This window comes from Streptomyces sp. CBMA123 (genome assembly GCF_014596465.1).
Taxonomy (GTDB): domain Bacteria; phylum Actinomycetota; class Actinomycetes; order Streptomycetales; family Streptomycetaceae; genus Kitasatospora.
In genome coordinates this window covers 12,996-34,361 of record NZ_MECK01000290.1, presented here as the reverse complement: position 1 = coordinate 34,361, position 21,366 = coordinate 12,996, and the positions used below count along the sequence as shown (strand labels likewise).

Below are 21,366 nucleotides of genomic sequence, written 5' to 3'. Positions count from 1 at the left end.
ATGGCCTTCGCCCGTACCTGTTCCGTCGCGCTGGTCGGGGTCGACGGGGTGATCGTCGAGGTCCAGGCCGATCTGGAGCCCGGGGTGGCCGCGTTCACCCTGGTCGGCCTGCCCGACAAGGCACTCACCGAGGCCCGCGACCGGGTCCGCGCCGCAGTCTGCAACAGCGGGGAGGCCTGGCCCCAGCGCAAGCTGACCGTCGGGCTCAGCCCCGCCTCGGTGCCCAAGAGCGGCAGCGGCTTCGACCTCGCGGTGGCCTGCGCCGTGCTGGCCGCCGCCGAACGGCTCGACCCGTCCTCCATCGCCGACCTGCTGCTCATCGGCGAGCTCGGGCTGGACGGCCGGGTGCGGCCAGTCCGCGGGGTGCTGCCGTCGGTACTGGCCGCCGCCGAAGCCGGGTACGAACGAGTGGTGGTCGCCGAGCAGACGGCGCCCGAGGCCTCGCTCGTCCCGGGGGTGACGGTGCTCGGGGTCCGCAGCCTGCGCCAGCTGGTCGCCGTCCTGACCGGGGCGACGCCACCGGAGGAGCCGCCCGAGCCGATCGGCGGTCGACCGGATCCGCTGATGGCCGGCCTGATGCTGCCGAGCGCGAGCGTCCGGGGCCTGTCCGACGACCGGGCCCTGCGGTTCGACATGGCCGACGTGGCCGGTCAGTACGAGGCCCGGCGAGCCCTGGAGATCGCCGCGGCCGGAGGACACCACCTCTACCTCAAGGGGCCGCCGGGCGCGGGCAAGACGATGCTGGCGGAGCGGCTGCCCTCACTGCTCCCGCCGCTGACCCAACAGGAGTCGCTGGAGGTCACCGCCGTCCACTCGGTGGCCGGCCTGCTCCCGGTCGGGCGTCCACTGATCGACACCGCGCCCTACTGCGCCCCGCACCACTCCACCACGATGCCCGCGATCGTCGGTGGCGGCAGCGGTCTGCCGAGACCGGGGGCGGTGTCCCTCGCCCACCGGGGAGTGCTCTTCCTCGATGAGGCGCCGGAGTTCCCGGTGCGGGTGCTCGACGCGCTGCGTCAGCCGCTGGAGTCGGGCGAGGTGGTGATCGCCCGCTCGGCCGGATCGCTCCGGCTCCCGGCCCGGTTCCTCCTCTGTCTGGCCGCCAACCCCTGTCCGTGCGGCCGGTACTCGCGGCGGGGCGAGGGCTGCGAGTGCACCCCGGCCATGGTCAGCCGGTACCAGGGGCGGCTCTCCGGGCCGCTGCTGGACCGGGTCGACCTCCAGGTCCAGGTCGCCCCGGTGACCAGGATCGAGCTGATGGAGCGGGACACCACCGCCGAGAGCACCGAGACCGTCGCGGCCCGGGTGCTGGCCGCGCGGGAGCGGGCCGCGGCCCGGCTGGCGCACACCCCGTGGCGGACCAACGCGGAGGTGCCCGGCCACGAACTGCGGACCCGGTGGCAGCTCGGGCCCGGTGCGCTCAACGACGTCGCCCGTCAGCTGGAGCGCGGTCTGCTGACCGCCCGCGGTCTGGACCGGGTGCTCCGGGTCGCCTGGACGGTCGCCGACCTCGCCGGCCGCGACCGGCCGGAGCAGCGGGACGTGCGCACCGCCCTGGTCCTGCGCACCGGGGTCGAGCAGGGGCTCCCGCTGCCCGAACGCGGCTACGGCCGGGCCGGGGTCATCCCGGCGCAGCGCAGGACCGGCCCGGAGGACGACTGGCCCGACACACCGAAGGAGCCCCCGGCGAACAAGGAGGAGGCGGTATGAACCAGCTGTTGGGACACCTCCAAGCACCCCGAGCACCCCAAGCACCTCAAGCACCCCAAGCACCCCGAGCACCGCGAACGGCCGAGGCCGGTCCGCCGGCCGGGCTCGAAGCGGAGCGCCACGCCCGGGCCCTGCTCAACCGGCTCAGCGAACCGGGCGACGCGGTGGTCGGTCGCTGGCTCGGCCAACTCCCCGCCGTGGAGGTGGTCCGGGCGATCCGGGAGGGCGATGTCCCCGACCATCCCGGGCTGGACGCCGCCCGGCTGGCCGCCTACCAGGCGCGACTCCCGGGCCTCGACCCGGCGAACGACCTGAAACGGGTACGGGACATCGGTGGGCGCTTCATCATTCCGGGGGACACGGAATGGCCCAGTCAACTGGACGACCTGGGCGACGGACGCCCGATCGGGCTGTGGACCACCGGCACCGGGTCACTGCGGCTGCTCGCCCTCCGCTCGGTGGCGGTGGTGGGCTCGCGGGCTTGCACGGCCTACGGCGCCCATGTCGCGGGTGAGCTCTCGGCCCAACTGGCCGAGCGCGGCTGGGTCGTGGTCTCCGGAGCCGCGTACGGGATCGACGCCGCGGCCCACCGAGGGGCGCTGGCCGTCGGCGGGATGACCGTCGCCGTGCTGGCCTGCGGAGTTGACGTGGCCTACCCGAAGGGGAACGCCGAACTGATCCGGCGGATCGGTGTCCAGGGCCTGCTGGTCAGTGAACTCCCGCCCGGAGAACACCCGAACCGCTTCCGCTTCGTGCTCCGCAACCGGGTCATCGCGGCGCTGACCCGGGGCACCGTGGTGGTCGAGGCGGCCGTGCGCAGCGGAGCCCTGAGCACGGCCAGGCGGGCGCGGGACCTCAATCGCCACACCATGGGCGTCGCCGGCCCCGTCACCTCGGAGCTCTCCGCCGGGGTGCACGCCCTGATCCGCAGCGGCGGCGCCACGCTGGTCACCGACGCGGCCGAGATCACCGAACTGGTCGGCGCGATCGGGGAGGACTTGGCCCCGCAGCGCAGCGGTCCGGTCCTGCCGAGGGACTTGCTGGAGCCGCCGGTGGCCCGGGTGCTGGAGGCCGTGCCGGCCACGGCGGAGGGCGCTCCGGTCGAGCGGCTGGCCCGCCAGTCCGGTCTCCCGCCGGACGAAGTCCTGCAGCGGCTCTACGAGTTGGTGTCGCTCGGCTTCGTGGAGCGGCACGGGGCGCACTGGCGAGCGGTGCGGAGGAGGTGAGCGGCGGAAGGACGAACACGGGTGCGCCCGGGGGAGGCGAGCGGGCACGGTCCGGCTGACCTGCTGATCCGGTTCTTCCGCTCGTGTGCCCGGATCCGGTGAGTGAACGCCACCGGATCGGGGGACGACCGAGTGGCGGTAGCGCTTTGCAGTGAGTCGGTCACGCTACGCTCCACATGCCTTCCCTATCAGCACATGACTCGGCAGAACGGCGCAGACCAACGTATGCCCACACACATTCCCGGACACAGAGTGACCGGTGGCGCTCGGTCCTCGGGAGGGCCGCGGACCGAGCGGCGCACCGTGACCGAGTTCCCGCCCAAAGCGGCGGGGACGATGGGGGGCCTGTCGCGTCAGGGCGGCCGGCCGACGGTGGTGCCGGGCCAGCCCGCGGACACGACCAGGGACGCTGACACGACCAAGGGTGCCGACACGGCCCACAGCACCGACACGCTCCACACCACCGAGCCGGCCCAGCCGGCCCACACCACCGGGGCGGTGGGCGAGGCGGACGCGCCGGGTGGCGCGGCCGTCGACCGCGCCCCCCGGTTGCCTTTGAGCGCCCCCGCGCCGGACGCCACGTCCCCACCCGTGTCCCGGCCCCGTCGCGAACGGATGGGTGCGGGGGAGGGCGCGGACGGGCGGGAGGGCGGCGCCCCGGGGCGCAGCGCGCTCGAAGAGCTCTGGCGCTCGTACAAGGAGACCGGCGACCAACGGCTGCGCGAGCAGCTGATCCTGCATTACTCACCGCTCGTCAAGTACGTGGCGGGTCGGGTCGGGGTCGGTCTGCCCTCCAACGTCGAGCAGGCCGACTTCGTCTCCTCCGGGGTCTTCGGGCTGATCGACGCGATCGAGAAGTTCGACATCGAGCGTGCCATCAAGTTCGAGACCTACGCGATCAGCCGCATCCGTGGCGCGATCATCGACGAGCTGCGCGCCCTGGACTGGATCCCCCGCTCGGTGCGCCAGAAGGCGAAGGCCGTCGAACGGACCTACGCGACGTTGGAGGCCCGGCTGCGCCGGACGCCGCACGACCCCGAGGTCGCGGCCGAGATGGGCATCGCGATCGAGGACCTGCACGCGATCTTCAGCCAGCTGTCACTCGCCAACGTGGTGGCGCTGGACGAACTGCTGCACCCGGTGGGGGAGGGCGGCGACCGGCTGAGCCTGGTGGACACCCTGGAGGACCACGGCGCGGACGACCCGGTCGAGGTGGCCGAGGACCGCGAGCTGCGCAGACTGCTGGCCCAGGCGGTCAACACCCTCCCCGAGCGGGAGAAGACCGTGGTGACGCTCTACTACTACGAGGGGCTCACCCTCGCCGAGATCGGACAGGTGCTGGGGGTCACGGAGAGCCGGGTGAGCCAAATCCACACCAAGTCCGTCCTCCAGTTGCGCGCCAAGCTCTCGGACGTCCGGTAGCGAACGCCGGAGCCGCCCGCCGGGCCCGCCCCCCGCGCCCGGATGCGCGGCGCTGTACCGGCCGTAGGTAGGGCTCCGTACAGTGGGAGCGTGCCGAAGATCCGAGCGGCCACGGTGGCCGAGCATCGCCAGCTGCAGCGGGCAGCCCTCCTGGATGCTGCCCGCATCCTGTTCACCGAGGGTGGCATGGAGGCCCTGACCTTTTCCGCGCTCGCGGCCCGCACCGGGCTGGCGCGTTCCTCCGTCTATGAGTACTTCCGCTCCCGCGCCGCCGTGGTGGAGGCGCTGTGCGAGGCGGACTTCCCGCTCTGGGCGGCCGAGATCGAAGCCGGGATGGCGAACTGCGACACCGCCGCCGGGCGGATCGAGGCGTACGTCCGCGGTCAGCTGGTGCTGGCCGGCGACCCCAGGCACCGCGCGGTCATGGCCATCTCGGCACTGGAACTGGACGAGGCCGCGCGTGAGCGCATCCGTGCGGCGCACAGCCGGCTCGCCGGTCTGGTCGTCCGGGCCCTGGAGGACCTCGGCCACGAACAGCCCCGGCTCGCCGCGGCGCTGCTGCAGGGGATCGTGGAGGCGGCCGTCCGCCGGGCCGAGCAGTTCGCTGCCGGGGACCGGGCCGGCTGCCCGGTCGAGTCCCCCGAGGCGGTCGCCGATGCCGCCGTCGCCCTGGCGCTGCGCGGTCTCGACCGCACCTGAGCCACCGCAACCACCGCCCGAACCGCCGTCGAACTCCCGCCCGGTCCGCTGCCCTGCCCCCGGGTCGTTCCGTCCGCCCCGTCCGCGCGCCCCGTCCTGGTCAGCGGCAGCAGGCGTGCCCGGCCCGTGCCGAGCAGGGCCAGCGGATCGAGGTAGCGGCCGCCACGCAGCAGCCCCCAGTGCAGGCAGTCCCGAGTGCCGCAGTGCCGCCCGTCCGGGGCGAGCTGCCCGATCACCTGCCCGGCGGCCACCGCGGTGCCGACCGGGAGGTTGCCGAGGACGGGCAGGTAGGTGGTCCGCAGCGGGGGAGTCCCGGATCCCGGATGGCTGACGGTCACCACCGGGCGCCCCGCGACCAGCCCGGAGAAGGCGATCACGCCGGCGGCAACCGCCCGCACATCCGTCCCGGGTGCGGCGGCGAGGTCCACTCCCCGGTGCCCGGCCGCCCACGGTTTCGCCGGTGGCTCGAACCGCCCAAGCAACCCGCCCGGCCCGCCCACCGGCCAGGCCCGCGCCACACCCCAACCGGAATCACCGCCGGCGCCACCTCCACCCGGTACGCCGCCCGCCGGAGCCCCCGTCAGGGCCTCCGCTGCCCCCACCGCACCAGCCGCCCACCCGACCCCCGGCACTTCCCGCGCACCCGCAACCCCCACCAGGGCGAGCAGCGCCGCCAGCGCCACCCCCGTGACCATCCCTCGAACCCCACGGCGTCCAGTCATGCCCCGAGGCTGGCCGTGCCCCCACTCCCGCACCACCCACATCCGGATGCCTGTGGACAAACCACCCCTCACTCCGACCGCCATCCCCCGGACGGGTGTACGGGCGCCGCCATCCGGTGTACAAACGGCATACGAGGACCGTTCGGCGGGCAATGGGCCGAGCAGTCGGCACCCGTCCTCCGTCCGCAGCGGCCCCGTCCGCCGAAGCCGTTCCCCAGGGCTCCTGCCCGCCGGCCTCCCAGACCGTCCACGGACCGTCGGCCGCTCGTGGCCTGCTCCTCCGCAGCCCGTCCGCAGGCCCTCGCGCGCCCGCGAAGTGGCTCGCTGCTCGACGCTTCCCGTACACTTCACACGCGACCCGGTCCACCGGGTCGACTTCGCACGCCCCGCCACCGGCGGTCGGACGCGGTTCTTCCGCGGCCCCGCCAGGTGCGAGTGCCGCTCGGTCCGCCGAGCCCGACCGGTCCCCGGACCGAACGGGTGGAAGCGGCTCGGCACGATCGGGGCGTCAGGCGTGGCTGTCACCTGGCCGCCACGGACAACCGAGACTGACCCGGCCGTAGGCACTTCACCCGAGGGGAACCCCCGAGGGACCGCCACAGTCGGGCCGTAACACCTGAGGAGCACGGCAATGGCCGTCGTCACGATGCGGGAGCTGCTGGAGAGCGGCGTCCACTTCGGTCACCAGACCCGCCGCTGGAACCCGAAGATGAAGCGCTTCATCATCACCGAGCGCAACGGCATCTACATCATCGACCTGCTGCAGTCGCTGAACTACATCGACCGCGCCTTCGAGTTCATCAAGGAGACCGTTGCCCACGGCGGCAGCGTCCTCTTCGTCGGCACGAAGAAGCAGGCCCAGGAGGCCATCGCCGAGCAGGCCACCCGCGTGGGCATGCCCTACGTGAACCAGCGCTGGCTCGGCGGCATGCTGACCAACTTCTCGACCGTCTACAAGCGTCTGCAGCGCCTGAAGGAGCTCGGCGAGCTGGACTTCTCGGACGTGGCCGGCTCCGGCCTCACCAAGAAGGAGCTCCTGGTCCTCCAGCGCGAGCACGACAAGCTGGAGAAGACCCTCGGCGGTATCCGCGACATGCAGCGCGTTCCCAGCGCCGTCTGGATCGTGGACACCAAGAAGGAGCACATCGCGGTCGGCGAGGCCCGGAAGCTCAACATCCCGGTCGTCGCCATCCTCGACACCAACTGTGACCCGGACGAGGTCGACTACAAGATCCCGGGCAACGACGACGCGATCCGCTCCGTCACCCTGCTGACCCGCGTGATCGCCGACGCCGTCGCCGAGGGCCTGAAGTCCCGCGCCGGTGTCGCCAAGGGCGACACCAAGGCCGAGCCGGGCGCCGACCAGCCGCTGGCCGACTGGGAGAAGGACCTCATCGAGGGCGAGAAGAAGGCCGAGGAGGCCCCCGCCGCCGCTGAGGCCCCGGCCGCTGAGGCCCCCGCCGTCGAGGCCCCCGCCGTCGAGGCTCCGGCCGAGGAGGCCCCCGCCGCCGACGCTCCGGCCGAGCAGGCCTGACGTACCAAGGGTGAGGGGCACCCGCCGGTACGACACCGGCAGGTGCCCCTCTCTCCCGCGCCGGGACCGAACCATCGGTCCCGGCGCATCCCCACGCAGACACGCGAGACGCGAGAAGAGATTCACACCATGGCGAACTTCACCGCCGCGGACGTCAAGAAGCTCCGTGAGCTCACCGGCGCCGGCATGATGGACTGCAAGAAGGCCCTGGACGAGGCCGAGGGCAACGTCGAGAAGGCCGTCGAGCTCCTTCGCATCAAGGGCCAGAAGGGTGTTGCCAAGCGCGAGGGCCGTGACGCCTCCAACGGCGCCGTCGCCGCGCTGATCGCCGAGGACAAGAAGTCCGGCGTTCTGGTCGAGCTGAACTGCGAGACCGACTTCGTCGCCAAGGGCGAGAAGTTCGTCGAGGTCGCCGACGCGATCGCCGCCCACGTCGCCAAGACCGCCCCGGCCGACCTGGACGCCGCCCTGGCTTCCGAGATCGAGGCCGGCAAGACCGTTCAGCAGTTCGTCGACGAGGCCAACGCGACCCTGGGCGAGAAGATCGTCTTCCGTCGCTTCGCCCAGTTCGACGGTGACGGCTTCGTCGCGGTCTACCTGCACAAGACCAGCCCCGACCTGCCGCCGGCCGTCGGCGTCCTGGTCGAGCTGGACAAGGAGAACGCCGAGGTCGCCAAGGACGTCGCGCAGCACATCGCCGCTTTCGCGCCGAAGTTCCTGTCCCGCGAGGACATCCCGGCCGAGGACCTCGAGAACGAGCGCCGCGTCGCCGAGGCCACCGCTCGCGAGGAGGGCAAGCCGGAGGCCGCCCTGCCGAAGATCGTCGAGGGCCGCGTCACCGGCTTCGTGAAGGAGAACTCCGTCCTGGAGCAGGCCTTCGCGAAGGACAACAAGAAGACCGTCGCCAAGGTCCTCGAGGAGAACGGCGTCGCCCTCAAGCGCTTCGCCCGCTTCCGCGTCGGCGCCTGAGCCACGTTCCACCTGGTCCCCGGCCCCTTTAGGCTGGGAACCGCCCCCGCCCGCTGACCAGGGCGGGCGGAACGCCGAACGGGCTCACCCAGCGCCAACCGTCCATGGGCGGGCCGTGTCGGCACCATGAACGACGAGGAGGCCATTGCCGTGCAGGACACCGAACCGGTTCCCGCGGCAGTGGCCTCCTCTCGTGTACACGCAGACCGGGCACCCGCACGCCCAGGCCTGTGAGCCAGCAGGTGCAATAAAGGAGAAGTCCATGCAGGAGACGCAGGAGACCGCGCAGGACCCCAAGGCGGGCTCGCGCCGCCGGGTGCTGCTCAAGCTGTCCGGTGAAGCCTTCGCCGGTGGTGGCGGGCTCGGCGTCGACCCGGACGTCGTGCACGCGATCGCCCGTGAGATCGCCACGGTCGTCCGCGCCGGTACCGAGGTCGCGGTGGTCATCGGCGGCGGCAACTTCTTCCGGGGCGCCGAGCTGCAGGTCCGCGGCATGGACCGGGCCCGTTCCGACTACATGGGCATGCTCGGCACCGTCATGAACTGCCTGGCGCTGCAGGACTTCCTGGTCAAGGAGGGCATCGAGACCCGGGTCCAGACCGCCATCACCATGGGCCAGGTCGCCGAGCCGTACCTGCCGCTGCGGGCCGTCCGGCACCTGGAGAAGGGCCGGGTGGTGATCTTCGGGGCCGGTATGGGCATGCCGTACTTCTCCACCGACACCACGGCCGTCCAGCGCGCCCTGGAGATCCACGCCGACGTCCTGCTGATGGGCAAGAACGGCGTGGACGGCGTCTACGACTCCGACCCCCGGACCAACCCGGACGCGGTGAAGTTCGACGCGCTGGAGTACTCCGAGGTCATCGCGCGCGACCTCAAGGTCGCCGACCTCACCGCGATCACGCTGTGCAAGGACAACAACCTCCCGATGCTGGTCTTCGAACTGCTGGCGGAGGGCAATATCGCGCGTGCGGTGAAGAGTGAGAAGATCGGCACACTCATCAGCCAGGATTCTGTCCGGGCCTGAGCAGCAACCAGCCGTGCGGGGCGGCGTCCGCCGCGACCGGCCCCGATGCCGACGCCGGTCGGGACAACAGCAGATGAACCGGACAGGGAGACCACAGTGATCGAAGAGACCCTCCTCGAGGCCGAGGAGAAGATGGAGAAGGCCGTCGTCGTCGCCAAGGACGACCTCGCGGCCATCCGCACCGGCCGGGCCCACCCGGCGATGTTTGCCAAGATCGTCGCCGAGTACTACGGCGCCGTGACGCCGATCAACCAGCTGGCCTCGTTCTCGGTGCCGGAGCCCCGGATGGCGGTCGTCTCGCCGTTCGACAAGACCGCTCTGAAGGCCATCGAGCAGGCGATCCGCGACTCCGACCTGGGTGTCAACCCGTCGAACGACGGCTCCATCATCCGGGTGGTGCTGCCGGAGCTGACCGAGGAGCGCCGGCGCGAGTTCATCAAGATCGCCCGCACCAAGGGCGAGGACGCCAAGGTCTCGATCCGTTCGGTGCGCCGCAAGGCCAAGGACGCCATCGACAAGCTGGTCAAGGACGGTGAGGTCGGCGAGGACGACGGCCGCCGCGCCGAGAAGGAGCTCGACGACACCACGGCCAAGTACGTGACCCAGGTCGACGAGCTGCTGAAGCACAAGGAAGCCGAGCTGCTCGAGGTCTGATGAACGACGCCCCTGACGCCCCTGGCTACTGGGGCCCGTCCGACCAGCAGTTCCAGCCCTATCGTCCGGCGCCGCAGCCGCAGGCGCAGGCACCCCGGCCGCCGGCCAGTCCGGCGCCGGGGTACGGCGAGCACCCGGCGCCGGAGCAGGGCCGGCCGGCTCCCGGTCGGCCCGTTCCCGGCGCGCCGGACCAGGCGCAGCCCATCCCCGGGCGCCCCGGCGACCGGGCCGCCCACCAGGACGTGCCGGGCGACCGGGCCCTCCGTTCGGATCACTCGCAGCAGCCTCCGGTGTACTGGGGCGGCGACGCGGAGGAGACTCAGGTCATGCCTCCCGTACCGGCCGATCCCGGCCCGCACCCCGGCGCGCCCGACCACGGCCCGGCCCAGGGCGCGTCGGCGGCGCCCGGCGGGTACCCGGCCCCCGGCCAGTACCCGGGCCCGGGTCAGCACCCGGCCCCCGGCCGGCACCCGGCGCACGGTCGGCCGACCGCCCCCGGCGCGCCCGCCGACCCCGGTACGGATCAGGCCCGGGAGCCCGGTCGGATGGGCGGCCCGCTGTTCCGGGACGAGCAGCCCGAGACGGCGCCGCCCGGAGTGACGGAGACGGTCGTGCTGCGCGCGATATCCGACGACGTCACCCCCGCCCCCGGCCACGGCGCCCGGCCGTACCCGGGGGCTCCGGTGCATCCCGCGCCGCCGCAGAGCCACTGGGCGGCCGGGCAGCCCCCCTTCGTGCCGTCGTCCCATCCAGGGCAGGAGACACCCGTGGCCGCCCAGCCCGCCCCGCAGCCGGAGCCGCGCAAGCAGCGCGGTGGCCGTAACCTCCAAGCCGCCATAGGCGTGGGGGTGGGCCTCGGCGTGGTGATCGTCGCCACGCTGTTCGTGGTCAAGGCGCTGTTCCTGTTCGTCGTGATGGCCGCGGTCGCGGTCGGCAGCTGGGAGCTGACCAGCCGGCTCGCCGAGCGCAAGCAGATCAAGGTGCCGCTGATCCCGCTGGTGGTGGGCGGCATCGCGATGGTCGCCACCGGCTACTGGGCCGGCGTCCAGTGGGCTGCGGCCTCGCTCGCGCTGACCGGGCTGGCGGTGATGGTCTGGCGGATGGCCGCGCCACCGGAGAACTACCTGCGCGACATAACGGCGGGTGTGTTCACCGCCTTCTACGTGCCGTTCCTGGCGACCTTCGTGGCGATGATGCTGGCGGCCGACGACGGCCCCCAACGGATCGTGCTCTTCCTGATCGTCACGATCTGCAGCGACACCGGTGCCTACGCGGTGGGCTACAAGTTCGGCAGGACCAAGCTGGCCCCGACGATCAGCCCCGGCAAGACCCGCGAGGGCCTGGCCGGCGGTATCGGCCTGTCGATGCTGGCGGGCGCCCTGCTGATGCAGCTGATCATCGACGGCGGCAGCTGGTGGCAGGGCCTGATCCTGGGCGGCTGTGCCGCGGTCACCGCGACTCTGGGCGACCTGGGCGAGTCGATGATCAAGCGCGACCTCGGGATCAAGGACATGGGCACCCTGCTGCCCGGCCACGGCGGGATCATGGACCGGCTGGACTCGCTGCTGCCGACCGCTCCGGTGGTCTGGCTGCTGCTGGCGGCCTTCGTCGGAAGCTGACCCGCGGATCCGAGCACGGGCCCCGGACGCCAGGCGTCCGGGGCCCTCGCGCGTCTGCGACACTGGAACAACCATGCCTAAGCCCGGAGAACTCACCTTTGTCGCGCCGCGCGGCGCCAAGCCCCCGCGACACCTCGCCGACCTGAGCCCCGCCGAGCGCAAGGAGGCCGTCGCCGAGCTGGGCGAGCAGCCGTTCCGCGCCAAGCAGCTCTCCAACCACTACTTCGGCCGGATGTCGAACGACCCGGCGAGCTGGACGGACATCCCCGCCGCCAGCCGGGAGAAGCTCACCGAGAGCCTGCTGCCCGAGCTGATGTCGGTGGTGCGGCACGTGTCCTGTGACGACGACGCCACCCGCAAGACGCTGTGGAAGCTGTTCGACGGCACGCTCGTCGAGTCGGTGCTGATGCGCTACCCGGACCGGGTCACCATGTGCATCAGTTCGCAGGCCGGCTGCGGCATGAACTGCCCGTTCTGCGCCACCGGCCAGGCGGGGCTGACCCGCAACCTGTCCACCGGCGAGATCGTCGAGCAGATCGCCGCCGGGATGCGCGCGCTCAAGGCCGGTGAGATCCCGGGCGGCGAGGCGCGGCTGTCCAACGTGGTCTTCATGGGCATGGGCGAGCCGCTGGCCAACTACAACCGGGTGCTGGCCGCGATCCGCCGGCTGACCGACCCGGCGCCGGACGGCTTCGGTCTGTCCCAGCGCGGCGTCACCGTTTCCACGGTCGGTCTCGTTCCGGCGATGAACCGGCTGGCCGACGAGGGTCTCAGCTGCCGGCTGGCGCTGTCGCTGCACGCTCCGGACGACGAGCTGCGCGACGAACTGGTCCCGGTGAACACCCGGTGGAAGGTCGCCGAGGTGCTGGACGCGGCCTGGAACTACGCGGAGAAGTCCGGTCGCCGGATCTCCATCGAGTACGCGTTGATCAAGGACATCAACGACCAGGCGTGGCGCGCCGACCTGCTCGGCCGACTGATCAAGAACCACCGGGTGCACGTCAACCTGATCCCGCTGAACCCGACCCCTGGTTCCAAGTGGACCGCCTCCCGGCCCGAGGACGAGCGCGAGTTCGTCCGCCGGCTGCAGTCGCACGGCGTGCCGACGACCGTCCGGGACACCCGCGGCCAGGAGATCGACGGCGCCTGCGGCCAGCTCGCCGCGGCGGGCTGAGGAAGCGGCGGGCTGAGGGACCGGCGGGCTGAGGAACCGAGCGGGAGCTAGCGCAGCCCGGCGGCCGCCAGTGCGGCGGTCGCCCCGCCGGTCAGCAGTAGGGTGGTGCCCACCGCGAGGGTGCGCAGCGCGACCGCGCCGAACAGCAGCCGGGGGGAGGCACCGAGGCGCAGCAGCGCGTCGGTGATCTCCCGTCGGTCGGTGCGGACCTCGGCGAGCCGGGCGATCACCGCGGCGGCCGCGCAGCCGAGCACCAGGCAGGCCTCGACGGCGGGCAGCGCGTCGGCGCTGTCGGGGGTGCCGATCCAGTAGCGGACGGTGGTCAGCACCAGGGCGACGACCAGGGTGAGGACGGCCAGTGGCGGGCCGAGCCGGCGGGCCTGGGCGGTGAGGCCGCGTCCGGCCAGCAGTCGCAGTGGGGTGGGCCGGCCGAGGGCGAGCAGCCGCCCGGTCCAGGCGAGCAGCGGGCCGGTGAGCAGGGCGAGGCCGAGCGCACTGGCGGTCCAGCCGCCGAGGGCGGCGGTGCTGGTGCTGCCGAGTCCGGCCGGCAGGTGGATCGGACGGCCGTCGGCGGGGGCGCCGGGGCGCAGCGCGATGAGTTCGAGTGCGGCGCCGATGACGACCAGTCCGACCGGTACGGCGATCCGCAGCGGGCCGAAGTCGGTCCGGCCGTGGGTGCGGCCGCCGGGCAGGGTTTCGGCGACGGGCACCGCGCAGCCGGCGGCGAGGCCCGCGGTGAGCGGGACCAGGGTGAGCAGGGTGACCGGCGCGGCGGCCGGCAGCGGCACGCCCATGCCGAGGTCGGGGGCGAGCGAGGGCCCGGCGATGTCGTTGCGCAGCACCAGGAAGACCAGCAGGGTGAGCACGCTGCCGAGGGTGCAGGCGAGGGCGACCTCGCCGGCGATCAGGGTGCGGATCCGGCGGGAGCCGGCCCCGGCGGCGGTGAGGCCGGCCATCCGCTCGGGGCGCCGGGCGGGCACCGAGCGGGCGGCGACGGCGGCGAACCAGGCGACGGCGGCGAGCGGGGGCAGGCACCAGAGCAGTCGCACCAGGGCGTCGGCGCCGCCGAGCGGGTCGCTCAGCGCCCGGCCGAGGGAGCGCAGCAGGAAGGCGGCGACGACGGCGGCCGCCAGTGCGGTGAGCAGCCAGCGGCCGAGGTCGGGCACCCGGTAGCCCCGGGCCAGACGGAGGTAGAACACGTCGACTCTTTCAGCGGCGAGGACCCACAGGACACGCTCCCGGCTTCGTCAGCGGCGGGTGGCCGTGACGGCGGAGGCACCGGCCGTGCCGGGGGCGGCGGTGCCGCGCGGGACGGGGGCGGCGGGTGCGGTGAGCCGTCCGTCGACGAGGGCGACGGCGCGGTCCGCGAACCGGACGAGCTCGGGGTCGTGGGTGGCCAGGACGAGGGTGAGCTGGTGCGAGCGGGCCGCGCTGGTCAGTATCCGCAGGACCTGGTCGGCGGCCTCGCGGTGCAGCGGGGCGGTGGGGTCGTCGGCGAAGACGACGGGTGGCAGCGGGGCGAGGGCGCGGGCCACGGCGATCCGCTGGCGCTGGCTCTGGACCAGCCGGTCGGGGCGCTGCCGGGCGATCTCGCCGACGTCGAGGCGTTCCAGCCATTCGTCGGCGGCGGTGTAGGCGGCCTTGTTGCCGGCGCCGGCGAGCAGCAGCGGCAGGGCGACGTTCTCGCGGGCGGTCAGTTCGGGCACCAGGTGCGGCTCGGAGCCGACGAAGCCGAAGCGGTCGCGGCGGAGGCGTTCGCGGCCGGCCCGGCCGAGGGTGTGGACGGGGGCGCTGTTGAACCAGACCTCGCCCTCGTCGACCGGGAGCTGGGCGGAGAGGCAGCCGAGCAGGGTGCTCTTGCCGCAGCCGCGGGGGCCGGTGACGGCGAGCACCTCGCCCTCGCGGACGCCGATGGAGATGCCGCGCAGGGCGGGGGTGCCGGAGTGGGACTTGACGATCCCTCGGGCCCACAGCACGTCGTTGTCAGGCGGTGCCGCTGACATGAGGTTCCATCCTGGGTGGCCGCAGGGATATGACAGTCGTCAGATTAGAACGACCGGGGCCGGTCGCGGTTGCGGCGCTCTGGGCCATCACGGGCAAATCACCCGCATTCAGGCATGTTTGGTCGTACGACTGTGATGTTCCGTGCCGGTGGTGTGAACGCCGAAGGGCGGCCCCGCGGGAGCGGGACCGCCCTTCGGCGGAGGGTGGGGAAGAAGGCTCAGGAGGTCAGATCTTCGCCCACGCGTCGGTGAGGCTGGTCCGCAGGATCTGCTCGATCTCGTCGAAGGTCGACTGGTCGGAGATCAGCGGCGGGGCCAGCTGGACGACCGGGTCGCCACGGTCGTCGGCGCGGCAGTACAGGCCGTTGTCGAAGAGGGCCTTCGACAGGAAGCCGTAGAGCACGCGCTCGACCTCGTCGTCGTTGAACGACTCCTTGGTGACCTTGTCCTTCACGAGCTCGATGCCGTAGAAGTACCCGTTGCCGCGGACATCGCCGACGATCGGCAGGTCGCGCAGCTTGTTCAGGGTGCCCAGGAACGCGGCCTCGTTGTCGAGCACGTGCTGGTTGAGGCCCTCGCGCTCGAAGATGTCGAGGTTGGCCAGCGCCACCGCGGAGGAGACCGGGTGCCCACCGAAGGTGTAGCCGTGCAGGAAGGTGTTGTCACCCTTGTAGAACGGCTCGGCGAGGCGGTCCGAGATGATGGTGGCGCCGATCGGGGAGTAGCCCGAGGTCATGCCCTTGGCGCAGGTGATCATGTCGGGCTGGTAGCCGAACTTGTCGGCGCCGAACATGGTGCCGAGGCGGCCGAAGGCGCAGATGACCTCGTCCGAGACCAGCAGCACGTCGTGGCGGTCGCAGATCTCGCGCAGGCGCTGGAAGTACCCGGGCGGCGGCGGGAAGCAGCCGCCGGCGTTCTGCACCGGCTCGACGAAGACGGCGGCGACGGTCTCGGCGCCCTCGTTGAGGATGGCCACCTCGATCTCGTCGGCGCACCAGCGGCCGTAGGCCTCGGGGTCGACCGTGCCGTCGGGGCCGGCCAGGAAGGCCGGGGCGCGGTAGATGTTGGTGTTCGGGGCCTTGTGGGTGCCCGGCACCAGCGGCTCGAACGGGGCCTTCAGGCCCGGCAGGCCGGTGATGGACAGCGCGCCCTGCGGCGTGCCGTGGTAGGCGACGGCACGCGAGATGACCTTGTACTTGGTCGGCTTGCCGGTCAGCTTGAAGTACTGCTTGGCGAGCTTCCAGGCGGTCTCGACGGCCTCGCCGCCACCGGTGGAGAAGAAGACCTTGTTCAGGTCGCCCGGGGCGTAGTGGGCCAGCCGCTCGGCCAGCTCGACGGCCTTCGGGTGGGCGTAGCTCCACACCGGGAAGAAGGCGAGCTCCTTGGCCTGCTTGGCGGCGGCCTCGGCGAGCTCCTCGCGGCCGTGACCGGCCTGGACGACGAACAGGCCGGCCAGGCCGTCGAGGTACTTGCGGCCCTTGTCGTCCCAGACGTAGGTGCCCTCGCCCTTGACGATGGTCGGCACGGGGGAGTTCTCGTACGACGACATGCGGGTGAAGTGCATCCACAGGTGGTCGTAGGCGGTCTTGGAAAGGTCCTTCTGCGCCGGGTCGGCTGTCATCGGGTGCCCCAGGTGTAGGTCTGTTTCCGGAGCTTCAGGTAAACGAAGCTCTCGGTGCTCCGCACGCCGGGAAGCGCGCGGATGCGCTTGTTGATCATTTCGAGCAGGTGTTCGTCGTCCTCGCAGACCAGTTCGGCCAGCAGATCGAACGAGCCTGCGGTGCAGACGACGTAGTCGACCTCGTCGAGGGCGGCCAGCGCGTCGGCGACGGGCTCGATGTCGCCCTCGACCCGGATGCCGACCATCGCCTGGCGGGTGAAGCCGACGGTGAGCGGGTCCGTGACGGCGACGATCTGCATCACGCCTTGGTCGAGCAGCTTCTGCACGCGCTGACGTACGGCTGCCTCGGACAGGCCGACGGCCTTGCCGATGGCGGCGTACGGGCGGCGCCCGTCCTCCTGGAGCTGCTCGATGATCGCCTTGGAGGCGGCGTCGAGGGGAACGCTGGCGTTCCGGTCGCGGTTGGCCACGCGGCCACTGTGCCTGATCGTTCCTCTGTTCGCAAGCGTGGAAACTGCTGATTTCGTCGCGCTCCGGGAAAACGCATGCGGATTTCATCGCGTGAGCGGGCAGCACCTGTCGATCCCGGCAGTGTTGCGGCTACCCTGGCACGGTACGCGCGAGCCCCCGCAGGGCGGCGCGCATTCCGCCACCAGTGGACGGTGCCGCTCCGGGCCCGGCCACTCGGCACCCTTCGTAGGCCGGATCCGCCGACGTACCATGGCGCCGGAATCTGCAATGCCGCAGGCCCAGACCGAGGAGAGACCCGTGAGCGACCTTCGCACGCTGCGCAACTACATCAACGGTGAGTTCGTCGACGCGGCCGACGGCCGCACGCTCGACATCGTCGACCCGACCACCGGCGAGGTGTACGCGACGTCGCCGCTGTCCGGTGCCGCTGACGTGGACGCCGCCATGGCCTCGGCGGCCGCCGCGTTCCCGATCTGGCGCGATGCCACCCCGAGCACCCGGCAGAAGCTGCTGCTCAAGATCGCCGACGCGATCGAGACCCGGGCCGACGAGATCGTCGACGCCGAGGTGCGCAACACCGGCAAGCCGCGCGCGCTGACCCTCTCCGAGGAGATCGGCCCGATGGTGGACCAGATCCGCTTCTTCGCCGGTGCCGCCCGCCTGCTGGAGGGCAAGGCCGCCGGTGAGTACATGGACGGGATGACCTCGATCATCCGCCGCGAGCCGGTCGGCGTCTGTGCCCAGGTCGCGCCGTGGAACTACCCGATGATGATGGCGGTCTGGAAGTTCGCCCCGGCCATCGCGGCCGGCAACGCCGTCGTGCTGAAGCCCTCGGACACCACCCCGGCCTCCACCGTGCTGCTGGCCGAGATCATCGGCGGCGTGCTCAAGGAGCTGGACCTGCCGGCCGGCGTCTTCAACGTCATCTGCGGCGACCGCGAGACCGGCAAGCTGATGGTCGAGCACAGGACCCCGGCGATGGCCTCCATCACCGGTTCGGTCCGGGCCGGCATCCAGGTCGCCGAGTCGGCCTCCAAGGACGTCAAGCGCGTCCACCTGGAGCTGGGCGGCAAGGCCCCGGTCGTGGTCTTCGAGGACGCCGACATCGCCGAGGCCGTCGAGGGCATCTCGGTGGCGGGCTACTTCAACGCCGGCCAGGACTGCACCGCCGCCACCCGCGTGCTGGTGCACGAGTCGATCCACGACGCCTTCGTCGAGGCGCTGGCCAAGGCCGCGGCCGAGACCAAGACCGGCGGCGTGGACGACGAGGACGTGCTCTACGGCCCGCTGAACAACGCCAACCAGCTGAAGCAGGTGGCCGGCTTCATCGAGCGGCTGCCCGCCCACGCCAAGGTCGAGGCCGGCGGCCACCAGGTCGGCGACAAGGGCTACTTCTACGCCCCGACCGTCGTCTCCGGCCTGCTCCAGGACGACGAGATCATCCAGAACGAGGTCTTCGGCCCGGTCATCACCGTGCAGAAGTTCACCGACGAGGACCAGGCCGTCGAGTACGCCAACGGCGTCGAGTTCGCGCTGGCCTCCTCGGTGTGGACCAAGGACCACGCCCGCGCCATGCGGATGTCCCGCCGCCTGGACTTCGGCTGCGTCTGGATCAACACCCACATCCCGCTGGTCGCCGAGATGCCGCACGGCGGCTTCAAGAAGTCCGGCTACGGCAAGGACCTGTCGTCGTACGGCTTCGAGGACTACACCCGGGTGAAGCACGTCATGACCGCGATCTAGTCGGGAATCGTCCGAACTGACGAGGGGCCCGGGTCTTTTCGACCCGGGCCCTGTCGCTTTGCACCCTGTCGGCGGGTCGTGCGTCCGGCTGACAGGATGAAACTGCACTTCGGGGGCGGGCGGCCCTAGCCTTACCGGCATGAGCATCCCCACCGCTGACTCAGCCGCCGGCCAGGCCGTCAAGGCCGCCGACCGCGCGCACGTCTTCCACTCGTGGTCCGCCCAGGCGCTGATCGACCCCCTCGCGGTGGCCGGCGCCGAGGGCTCGTACTTCTGGGACTACGACGGCAACCGCTACCTGGACTTCTCCTCGCAGCTGGTCAACACCAACATCGGCCACCAGCACCCGAAGGTGGTCGCCGCGATCCAGGAGCAGGCGGCGAAGCTCTGCACCATCGCCCCCGGCTTCGCGGTCGAGTCGCGCAGTGAGGCGGCCCGGCTGATCGCCGAGCGCACCCCGGGCGACCTGGACAAGATCTTCTTCACCAACGGCGGGGCGGAGGCGGTCGAGAACGCCATCCGGCTGGCCCGGCTGCACACCGGCCGGCAGAAGGTGCTGTCCACCTACCGCTCGTACCACGGCGCCACCGCCAACGCGATCGCCCTGACCGGCGACCCGCGGCGCTGGGCCAACGAGACCGGCGTCTCCGGCGTGGTGCACTTCTGGGGCCCGTACGCCTACCGCTCCAACTTCCACGCCGAGAACGAGGCGCAGGAGTGCGAGCGCGCGCTGGAGCACCTGGAGCAGGTGATCGCGTTCGAGGGGCCGGGCACGGTCGCGGCGGTGATCCTGGAGACGGTGGTCGGCACCGCCGGCATCCTGATCCCGCCGCCGGGCTACCTGGCCGGGGTGCGGGAGATCTGTGACCGGTACGGGATCGTGTTCATCCTGGACGAGGTGATGGCCGGCTTCGGCCGCACCGGTGAGTGGTTCGCCGCCGACCACTGGGGCGTCGTGCCGGACCTGATGACCTTCGCCAAGGGCGTCAACTCGGGCTACGTCCCGCTGGGCGGCGTGGCGATCAACGCGGAGATCGCCGCCACCTTCGCCGAGCGGCCGTTCCCCGGCGGGCTCACCTACTCCGGGCACCCGCTGGCCTGCGCCTCGGCGGTGGCCACCCTCAACGCCATGGCGGAGGAGGGCATCGTCGAGAACGCCAGGCACATCGGCGAGACGGTGCTCGGCCCCGGCCTGCGCGAGCTGGCCGAGCGGCACCCCTCGATCGGCGAGGTGCGCGGCCTCGGTGTGTTCTGGGCGCTGGACCTGGTGAAGGACCGGGAGACCCGGGAGCCGCTCGTCCCCTACAACGCCGCGGGCGCCGACAACGCGCCGATGGCCGAGCTGGCCGCTGCCTGCAAGCGGCGCGGGCTCTGGCCGTTCGTCAACATGAACCGCTTCCACGTCGTCCCGCCGTGCACCGTCACCGAGGAGGAGGCCAAGACCGGCCTCGCGGTGCTGGACGAGGTGCTGTCGCTGACCGACGCGCACACCGTCTGACGTACCTACCAGGACGGCCCCGGGCGCACCCGCGTGTTCCCGGGGCCGTTCCACGCTCCGGAAGGCCCCACATGTCCCGCAGCTCCACCCTGACCCGACCCTCCGACTTCCGTGTCATGCGCCGACGTTCGGTGCTCGGCGGGGCCGCGCTGCTCGGCGCCGGCACGCTGACCGGTTGCGGCATCCCGTCCGCGTACGTCGCCGAGGACCGCCGCTCGGCGCCGGACCGCTCGGAGCGCGACAAGCGGCTGAACTTCTCCAACTGGACGCAGTACATCGACACCGACGACCAGGGTCGGCGCCCGACTTTGGACGCCTTCAGCGAGAAGACCGGGATCGCGGTCACCTACACCGAGGACATCAACGACAACGACGAGTTCTTCGGCAAGATCAGCCCGGTGCTCACCCAGGGCGCCGACCCGGGCCGGGACCTGATGGTGATCAGCGACTGGATGGCCGGGCGGTACGTCTCGCTCGGCTGGGTGCAGGCGATGGACCGGGACAACCTGCCCAACGTCACCGCCAACCTGGACCCGCAGCTGGCGAACCCGGTCTTCGACCCGGGGCGCCGGCGCAGCGTGCCCTGGCAGTCCGGGATCACCGGCATCGCGTACAACCGCAAGGCGCTCGGCCGGGAGCTGAAGTCCACCGCCGACCTGTGGGCGCCCGACCTCAAGGGCCGGATCACGCTGTTCGCCGGGCTGGACGAGGCGCTCGGGCTGCTGATGCTCTCCCAGGGCGCGGACATCGCGCGCTTCGACGACGACGACGCCCACAAGGCGATGGACCTGGTGCAGCGGATGGTCGACACCGGCCACGTCCGCCGCTTCACCGGCAACGACTACACCAGCGACCTCGCCTCCGGTGCCGCGATCGCCTGCCAGGCCTACTCCGGCGACGCCGTCCAACTCACCGCCGGGAACCCGGACATCGCCTTCGTGGTGCCGGAAGAGGGCGGCGAGCTGTGGGCGGAGAGCCTGATGATCCCCAACCGGGCCGTGCACAAGCGCAACGCCGAGCTGCTGATCGACTACTACTACCAGCCCGAGGTGGCCGCCGAACTCGCCGCGGCCGTCGAGTACATCTGCCCGGTGCCGGCCGCCCGCGAGGTGCTGGCGGACAGCGGGGACAAGGACAAGGCCGAACTCGCCGAGAACCCGCTGGTGTTCCCGACCGAGGAGATGCGGGCCCGGCTGCACGGCATGCGCGACGTCACCTCGGCCGAGCGGCCGGAGCTGCACAAGGTGTGGGGGCGCATCACGGGGGTGTGACGC

The 21,366-nt window shown here is 72.0% G+C and carries 17 protein-coding genes and 1 pseudogene; 13 read left to right on the top strand and 5 right to left on the bottom strand.

The window, feature by feature from the left end:
• The 4 genes from BG452_RS27605 (at position 1) to BG452_RS27590 (ending at position 5,057) form a co-directional block, all read left to right on the top strand.
• Positions 1-1,710 (top strand): YifB family Mg chelatase-like AAA ATPase, encoded by a 1,710-nt coding sequence (locus BG452_RS27605; RefSeq protein WP_188307065.1) that lies wholly within the window; start codon positions 1-3, stop codon positions 1,708-1,710.
• Entirely contained in the window at positions 1,707-2,936 is a 1,230-nt protein-coding gene (dprA, locus tag BG452_RS27600) for a DNA-processing protein DprA (RefSeq protein ID WP_188307064.1), read from the top strand. The genes BG452_RS27605 and dprA overlap by 4 nt, the downstream gene beginning before the upstream one ends.
• Before the next feature lie 615 nt (positions 2,937-3,551).
• Complete coding sequence (gene whiG / locus BG452_RS27595) at positions 3,552-4,358, top strand: RNA polymerase sigma factor WhiG (protein ID WP_188307083.1); 807 nt, start codon at positions 3,552-3,554, stop codon at positions 4,356-4,358.
• A gap of 114 nt (positions 4,359-4,472) precedes the next feature.
• A complete protein-coding gene (locus BG452_RS27590; protein ID WP_188307082.1) occupies positions 4,473-5,057 on the top strand; it encodes a TetR/AcrR family transcriptional regulator in 585 nt (194 codons plus the stop codon).
• Between the two features lie 203 nt (positions 5,058-5,260).
• On the opposite strand, the pseudogene BG452_RS27585 reads toward BG452_RS27590, so the two are convergent.
• Positions 5,261-5,752, bottom strand: a pseudogene (locus tag BG452_RS27585) (peptidoglycan DD-metalloendopeptidase family protein); the annotation flags it as partial.
• Between the two features lie 658 nt (positions 5,753-6,410).
• On the opposite strand from BG452_RS27585, the gene rpsB reads away from it, so the two are divergent.
• The 6 genes from rpsB (at position 6,411) to rlmN (ending at position 12,756) form a co-directional block, all read left to right on the top strand.
• Positions 6,411-7,313 carry a 30S ribosomal protein S2 gene (gene rpsB / locus BG452_RS27580; protein ID WP_188307063.1) on the top strand — a complete coding sequence of 301 codons (903 nt, stop codon included), beginning with the start codon at positions 6,411-6,413 and terminating at the stop codon, positions 7,311-7,313.
• A gap of 129 nt (positions 7,314-7,442) precedes the next feature.
• Positions 7,443-8,282, top strand: coding sequence for a translation elongation factor Ts (tsf, locus tag BG452_RS27575; RefSeq protein ID WP_188307062.1), 840 nt, complete (start codon positions 7,443-7,445; stop codon positions 8,280-8,282).
• A gap of 262 nt (positions 8,283-8,544) precedes the next feature.
• Complete coding sequence (pyrH, locus tag BG452_RS27570) at positions 8,545-9,309, top strand: UMP kinase (protein WP_030056790.1); 765 nt, start codon at positions 8,545-8,547, stop codon at positions 9,307-9,309.
• A gap of 96 nt (positions 9,310-9,405) precedes the next feature.
• Entirely contained in the window at positions 9,406-9,963 is a 558-nt protein-coding gene (frr, locus tag BG452_RS27565) for a ribosome recycling factor (RefSeq protein ID WP_188307061.1), read from the top strand.
• 326 nt (positions 9,964-10,289) lie between these two features.
• On the top strand, positions 10,290-11,582 hold the full coding sequence (locus BG452_RS27560; protein WP_223242805.1) for a phosphatidate cytidylyltransferase: 1,293 nt from the start codon (positions 10,290-10,292) through the stop codon (positions 11,580-11,582).
• A gap of 73 nt (positions 11,583-11,655) precedes the next feature.
• Complete coding sequence (gene rlmN, locus BG452_RS27555; protein ID WP_188307060.1) at positions 11,656-12,756, top strand: 23S rRNA (adenine(2503)-C(2))-methyltransferase RlmN; 1,101 nt, start codon at positions 11,656-11,658, stop codon at positions 12,754-12,756.
• 47 nt (positions 12,757-12,803) lie between these two features.
• Here the strand turns inward: rlmN and BG452_RS27550 are convergent, their stop codons facing one another.
• The 4 genes from BG452_RS27550 to BG452_RS27535 form a co-directional block, all read right to left on the bottom strand.
• Positions 12,804-13,955, bottom strand: coding sequence for a hypothetical protein (locus BG452_RS27550; protein ID WP_188307059.1), 1,152 nt, complete (start codon positions 13,953-13,955; stop codon positions 12,804-12,806).
• A 48-nt stretch (positions 13,956-14,003) separates the two neighbouring features.
• Positions 14,004-14,759: an ABC transporter ATP-binding protein gene (locus BG452_RS27545; RefSeq protein ID WP_188307058.1), complete on the bottom strand. Its 756-nt coding sequence runs from the start codon at positions 14,757-14,759 to the stop codon at positions 14,004-14,006.
• Between the two features lie 226 nt (positions 14,760-14,985).
• Complete coding sequence (locus tag BG452_RS27540) at positions 14,986-16,380, bottom strand: aspartate aminotransferase family protein (protein ID WP_188307057.1); 1,395 nt, start codon at positions 16,378-16,380, stop codon at positions 14,986-14,988.
• Positions 16,377-16,850, bottom strand: a complete 474-nt coding sequence (locus BG452_RS27535) for an Lrp/AsnC family transcriptional regulator (RefSeq protein ID WP_030306695.1) — start codon at positions 16,848-16,850, stop codon at positions 16,377-16,379. Before BG452_RS27535 ends, BG452_RS27540 begins: the two co-directional genes overlap by 4 nt.
• A gap of 268 nt (positions 16,851-17,118) precedes the next feature.
• On the opposite strand from BG452_RS27535, the gene BG452_RS27530 reads away from it, so the two are divergent.
• The 3 genes from BG452_RS27530 (at position 17,119) to BG452_RS27520 (ending at position 21,363) form a co-directional block, all read left to right on the top strand.
• A complete protein-coding gene (locus BG452_RS27530; RefSeq protein WP_188307056.1) occupies positions 17,119-18,594 on the top strand; it encodes a gamma-aminobutyraldehyde dehydrogenase in 1,476 nt (491 codons plus the stop codon).
• A gap of 139 nt (positions 18,595-18,733) precedes the next feature.
• Positions 18,734-20,092 (top strand): aspartate aminotransferase family protein, encoded by a 1,359-nt coding sequence (locus BG452_RS27525; protein WP_188307055.1) that lies wholly within the window; start codon positions 18,734-18,736, stop codon positions 20,090-20,092.
• 71 nt (positions 20,093-20,163) lie between these two features.
• A complete protein-coding gene (locus BG452_RS27520) occupies positions 20,164-21,363 on the top strand; it encodes a spermidine/putrescine ABC transporter substrate-binding protein (protein WP_188307054.1) in 1,200 nt (399 codons plus the stop codon).
• Positions 21,364-21,366: the final 3 nt, after the last annotated feature.

Bases quoted from the DNA above. Each gene is read 5' to 3' on its own strand.
- BG452_RS27605 (WP_188307065.1), top strand. From the start codon at position 1: ATGGCCTTCGCCCGTACCTGTTCCGTCGCGCTGGTCGGGGTCGACGGG.
- dprA (WP_188307064.1), top strand. From the start codon at position 1,707: ATGAACCAGCTGTTGGGACACCTCCAAGCACCCCGAGCACCCCAAGCA.
- whiG (WP_188307083.1), top strand. From the start codon at position 3,552: ATGGGTGCGGGGGAGGGCGCGGACGGGCGGGAGGGCGGCGCCCCGGGG.
- rpsB (WP_188307063.1), top strand. From the start codon at position 6,411: ATGGCCGTCGTCACGATGCGGGAGCTGCTGGAGAGCGGCGTCCACTTC.
- tsf (WP_188307062.1), top strand. From the start codon at position 7,443: ATGGCGAACTTCACCGCCGCGGACGTCAAGAAGCTCCGTGAGCTCACC.
- pyrH (WP_030056790.1), top strand. From the start codon at position 8,545: ATGCAGGAGACGCAGGAGACCGCGCAGGACCCCAAGGCGGGCTCGCGC.
- BG452_RS27560 (WP_223242805.1), top strand. From the start codon at position 10,290: ATGCCTCCCGTACCGGCCGATCCCGGCCCGCACCCCGGCGCGCCCGAC.
- rlmN (WP_188307060.1), top strand. From the start codon at position 11,656: ATGCCTAAGCCCGGAGAACTCACCTTTGTCGCGCCGCGCGGCGCCAAG.
- BG452_RS27545 (WP_188307058.1), bottom strand. From the start codon at position 14,759: ATGTCAGCGGCACCGCCTGACAACGACGTGCTGTGGGCCCGAGGGATC.
- BG452_RS27540 (WP_188307057.1), bottom strand. From the start codon at position 16,380: ATGACAGCCGACCCGGCGCAGAAGGACCTTTCCAAGACCGCCTACGAC.
- BG452_RS27530 (WP_188307056.1), top strand. From the start codon at position 17,119: ATGCCGCAGGCCCAGACCGAGGAGAGACCCGTGAGCGACCTTCGCACG.
- BG452_RS27525 (WP_188307055.1), top strand. From the start codon at position 18,734: ATGAGCATCCCCACCGCTGACTCAGCCGCCGGCCAGGCCGTCAAGGCC.
- BG452_RS27520 (WP_188307054.1), top strand. From the start codon at position 20,164: ATGTCCCGCAGCTCCACCCTGACCCGACCCTCCGACTTCCGTGTCATG.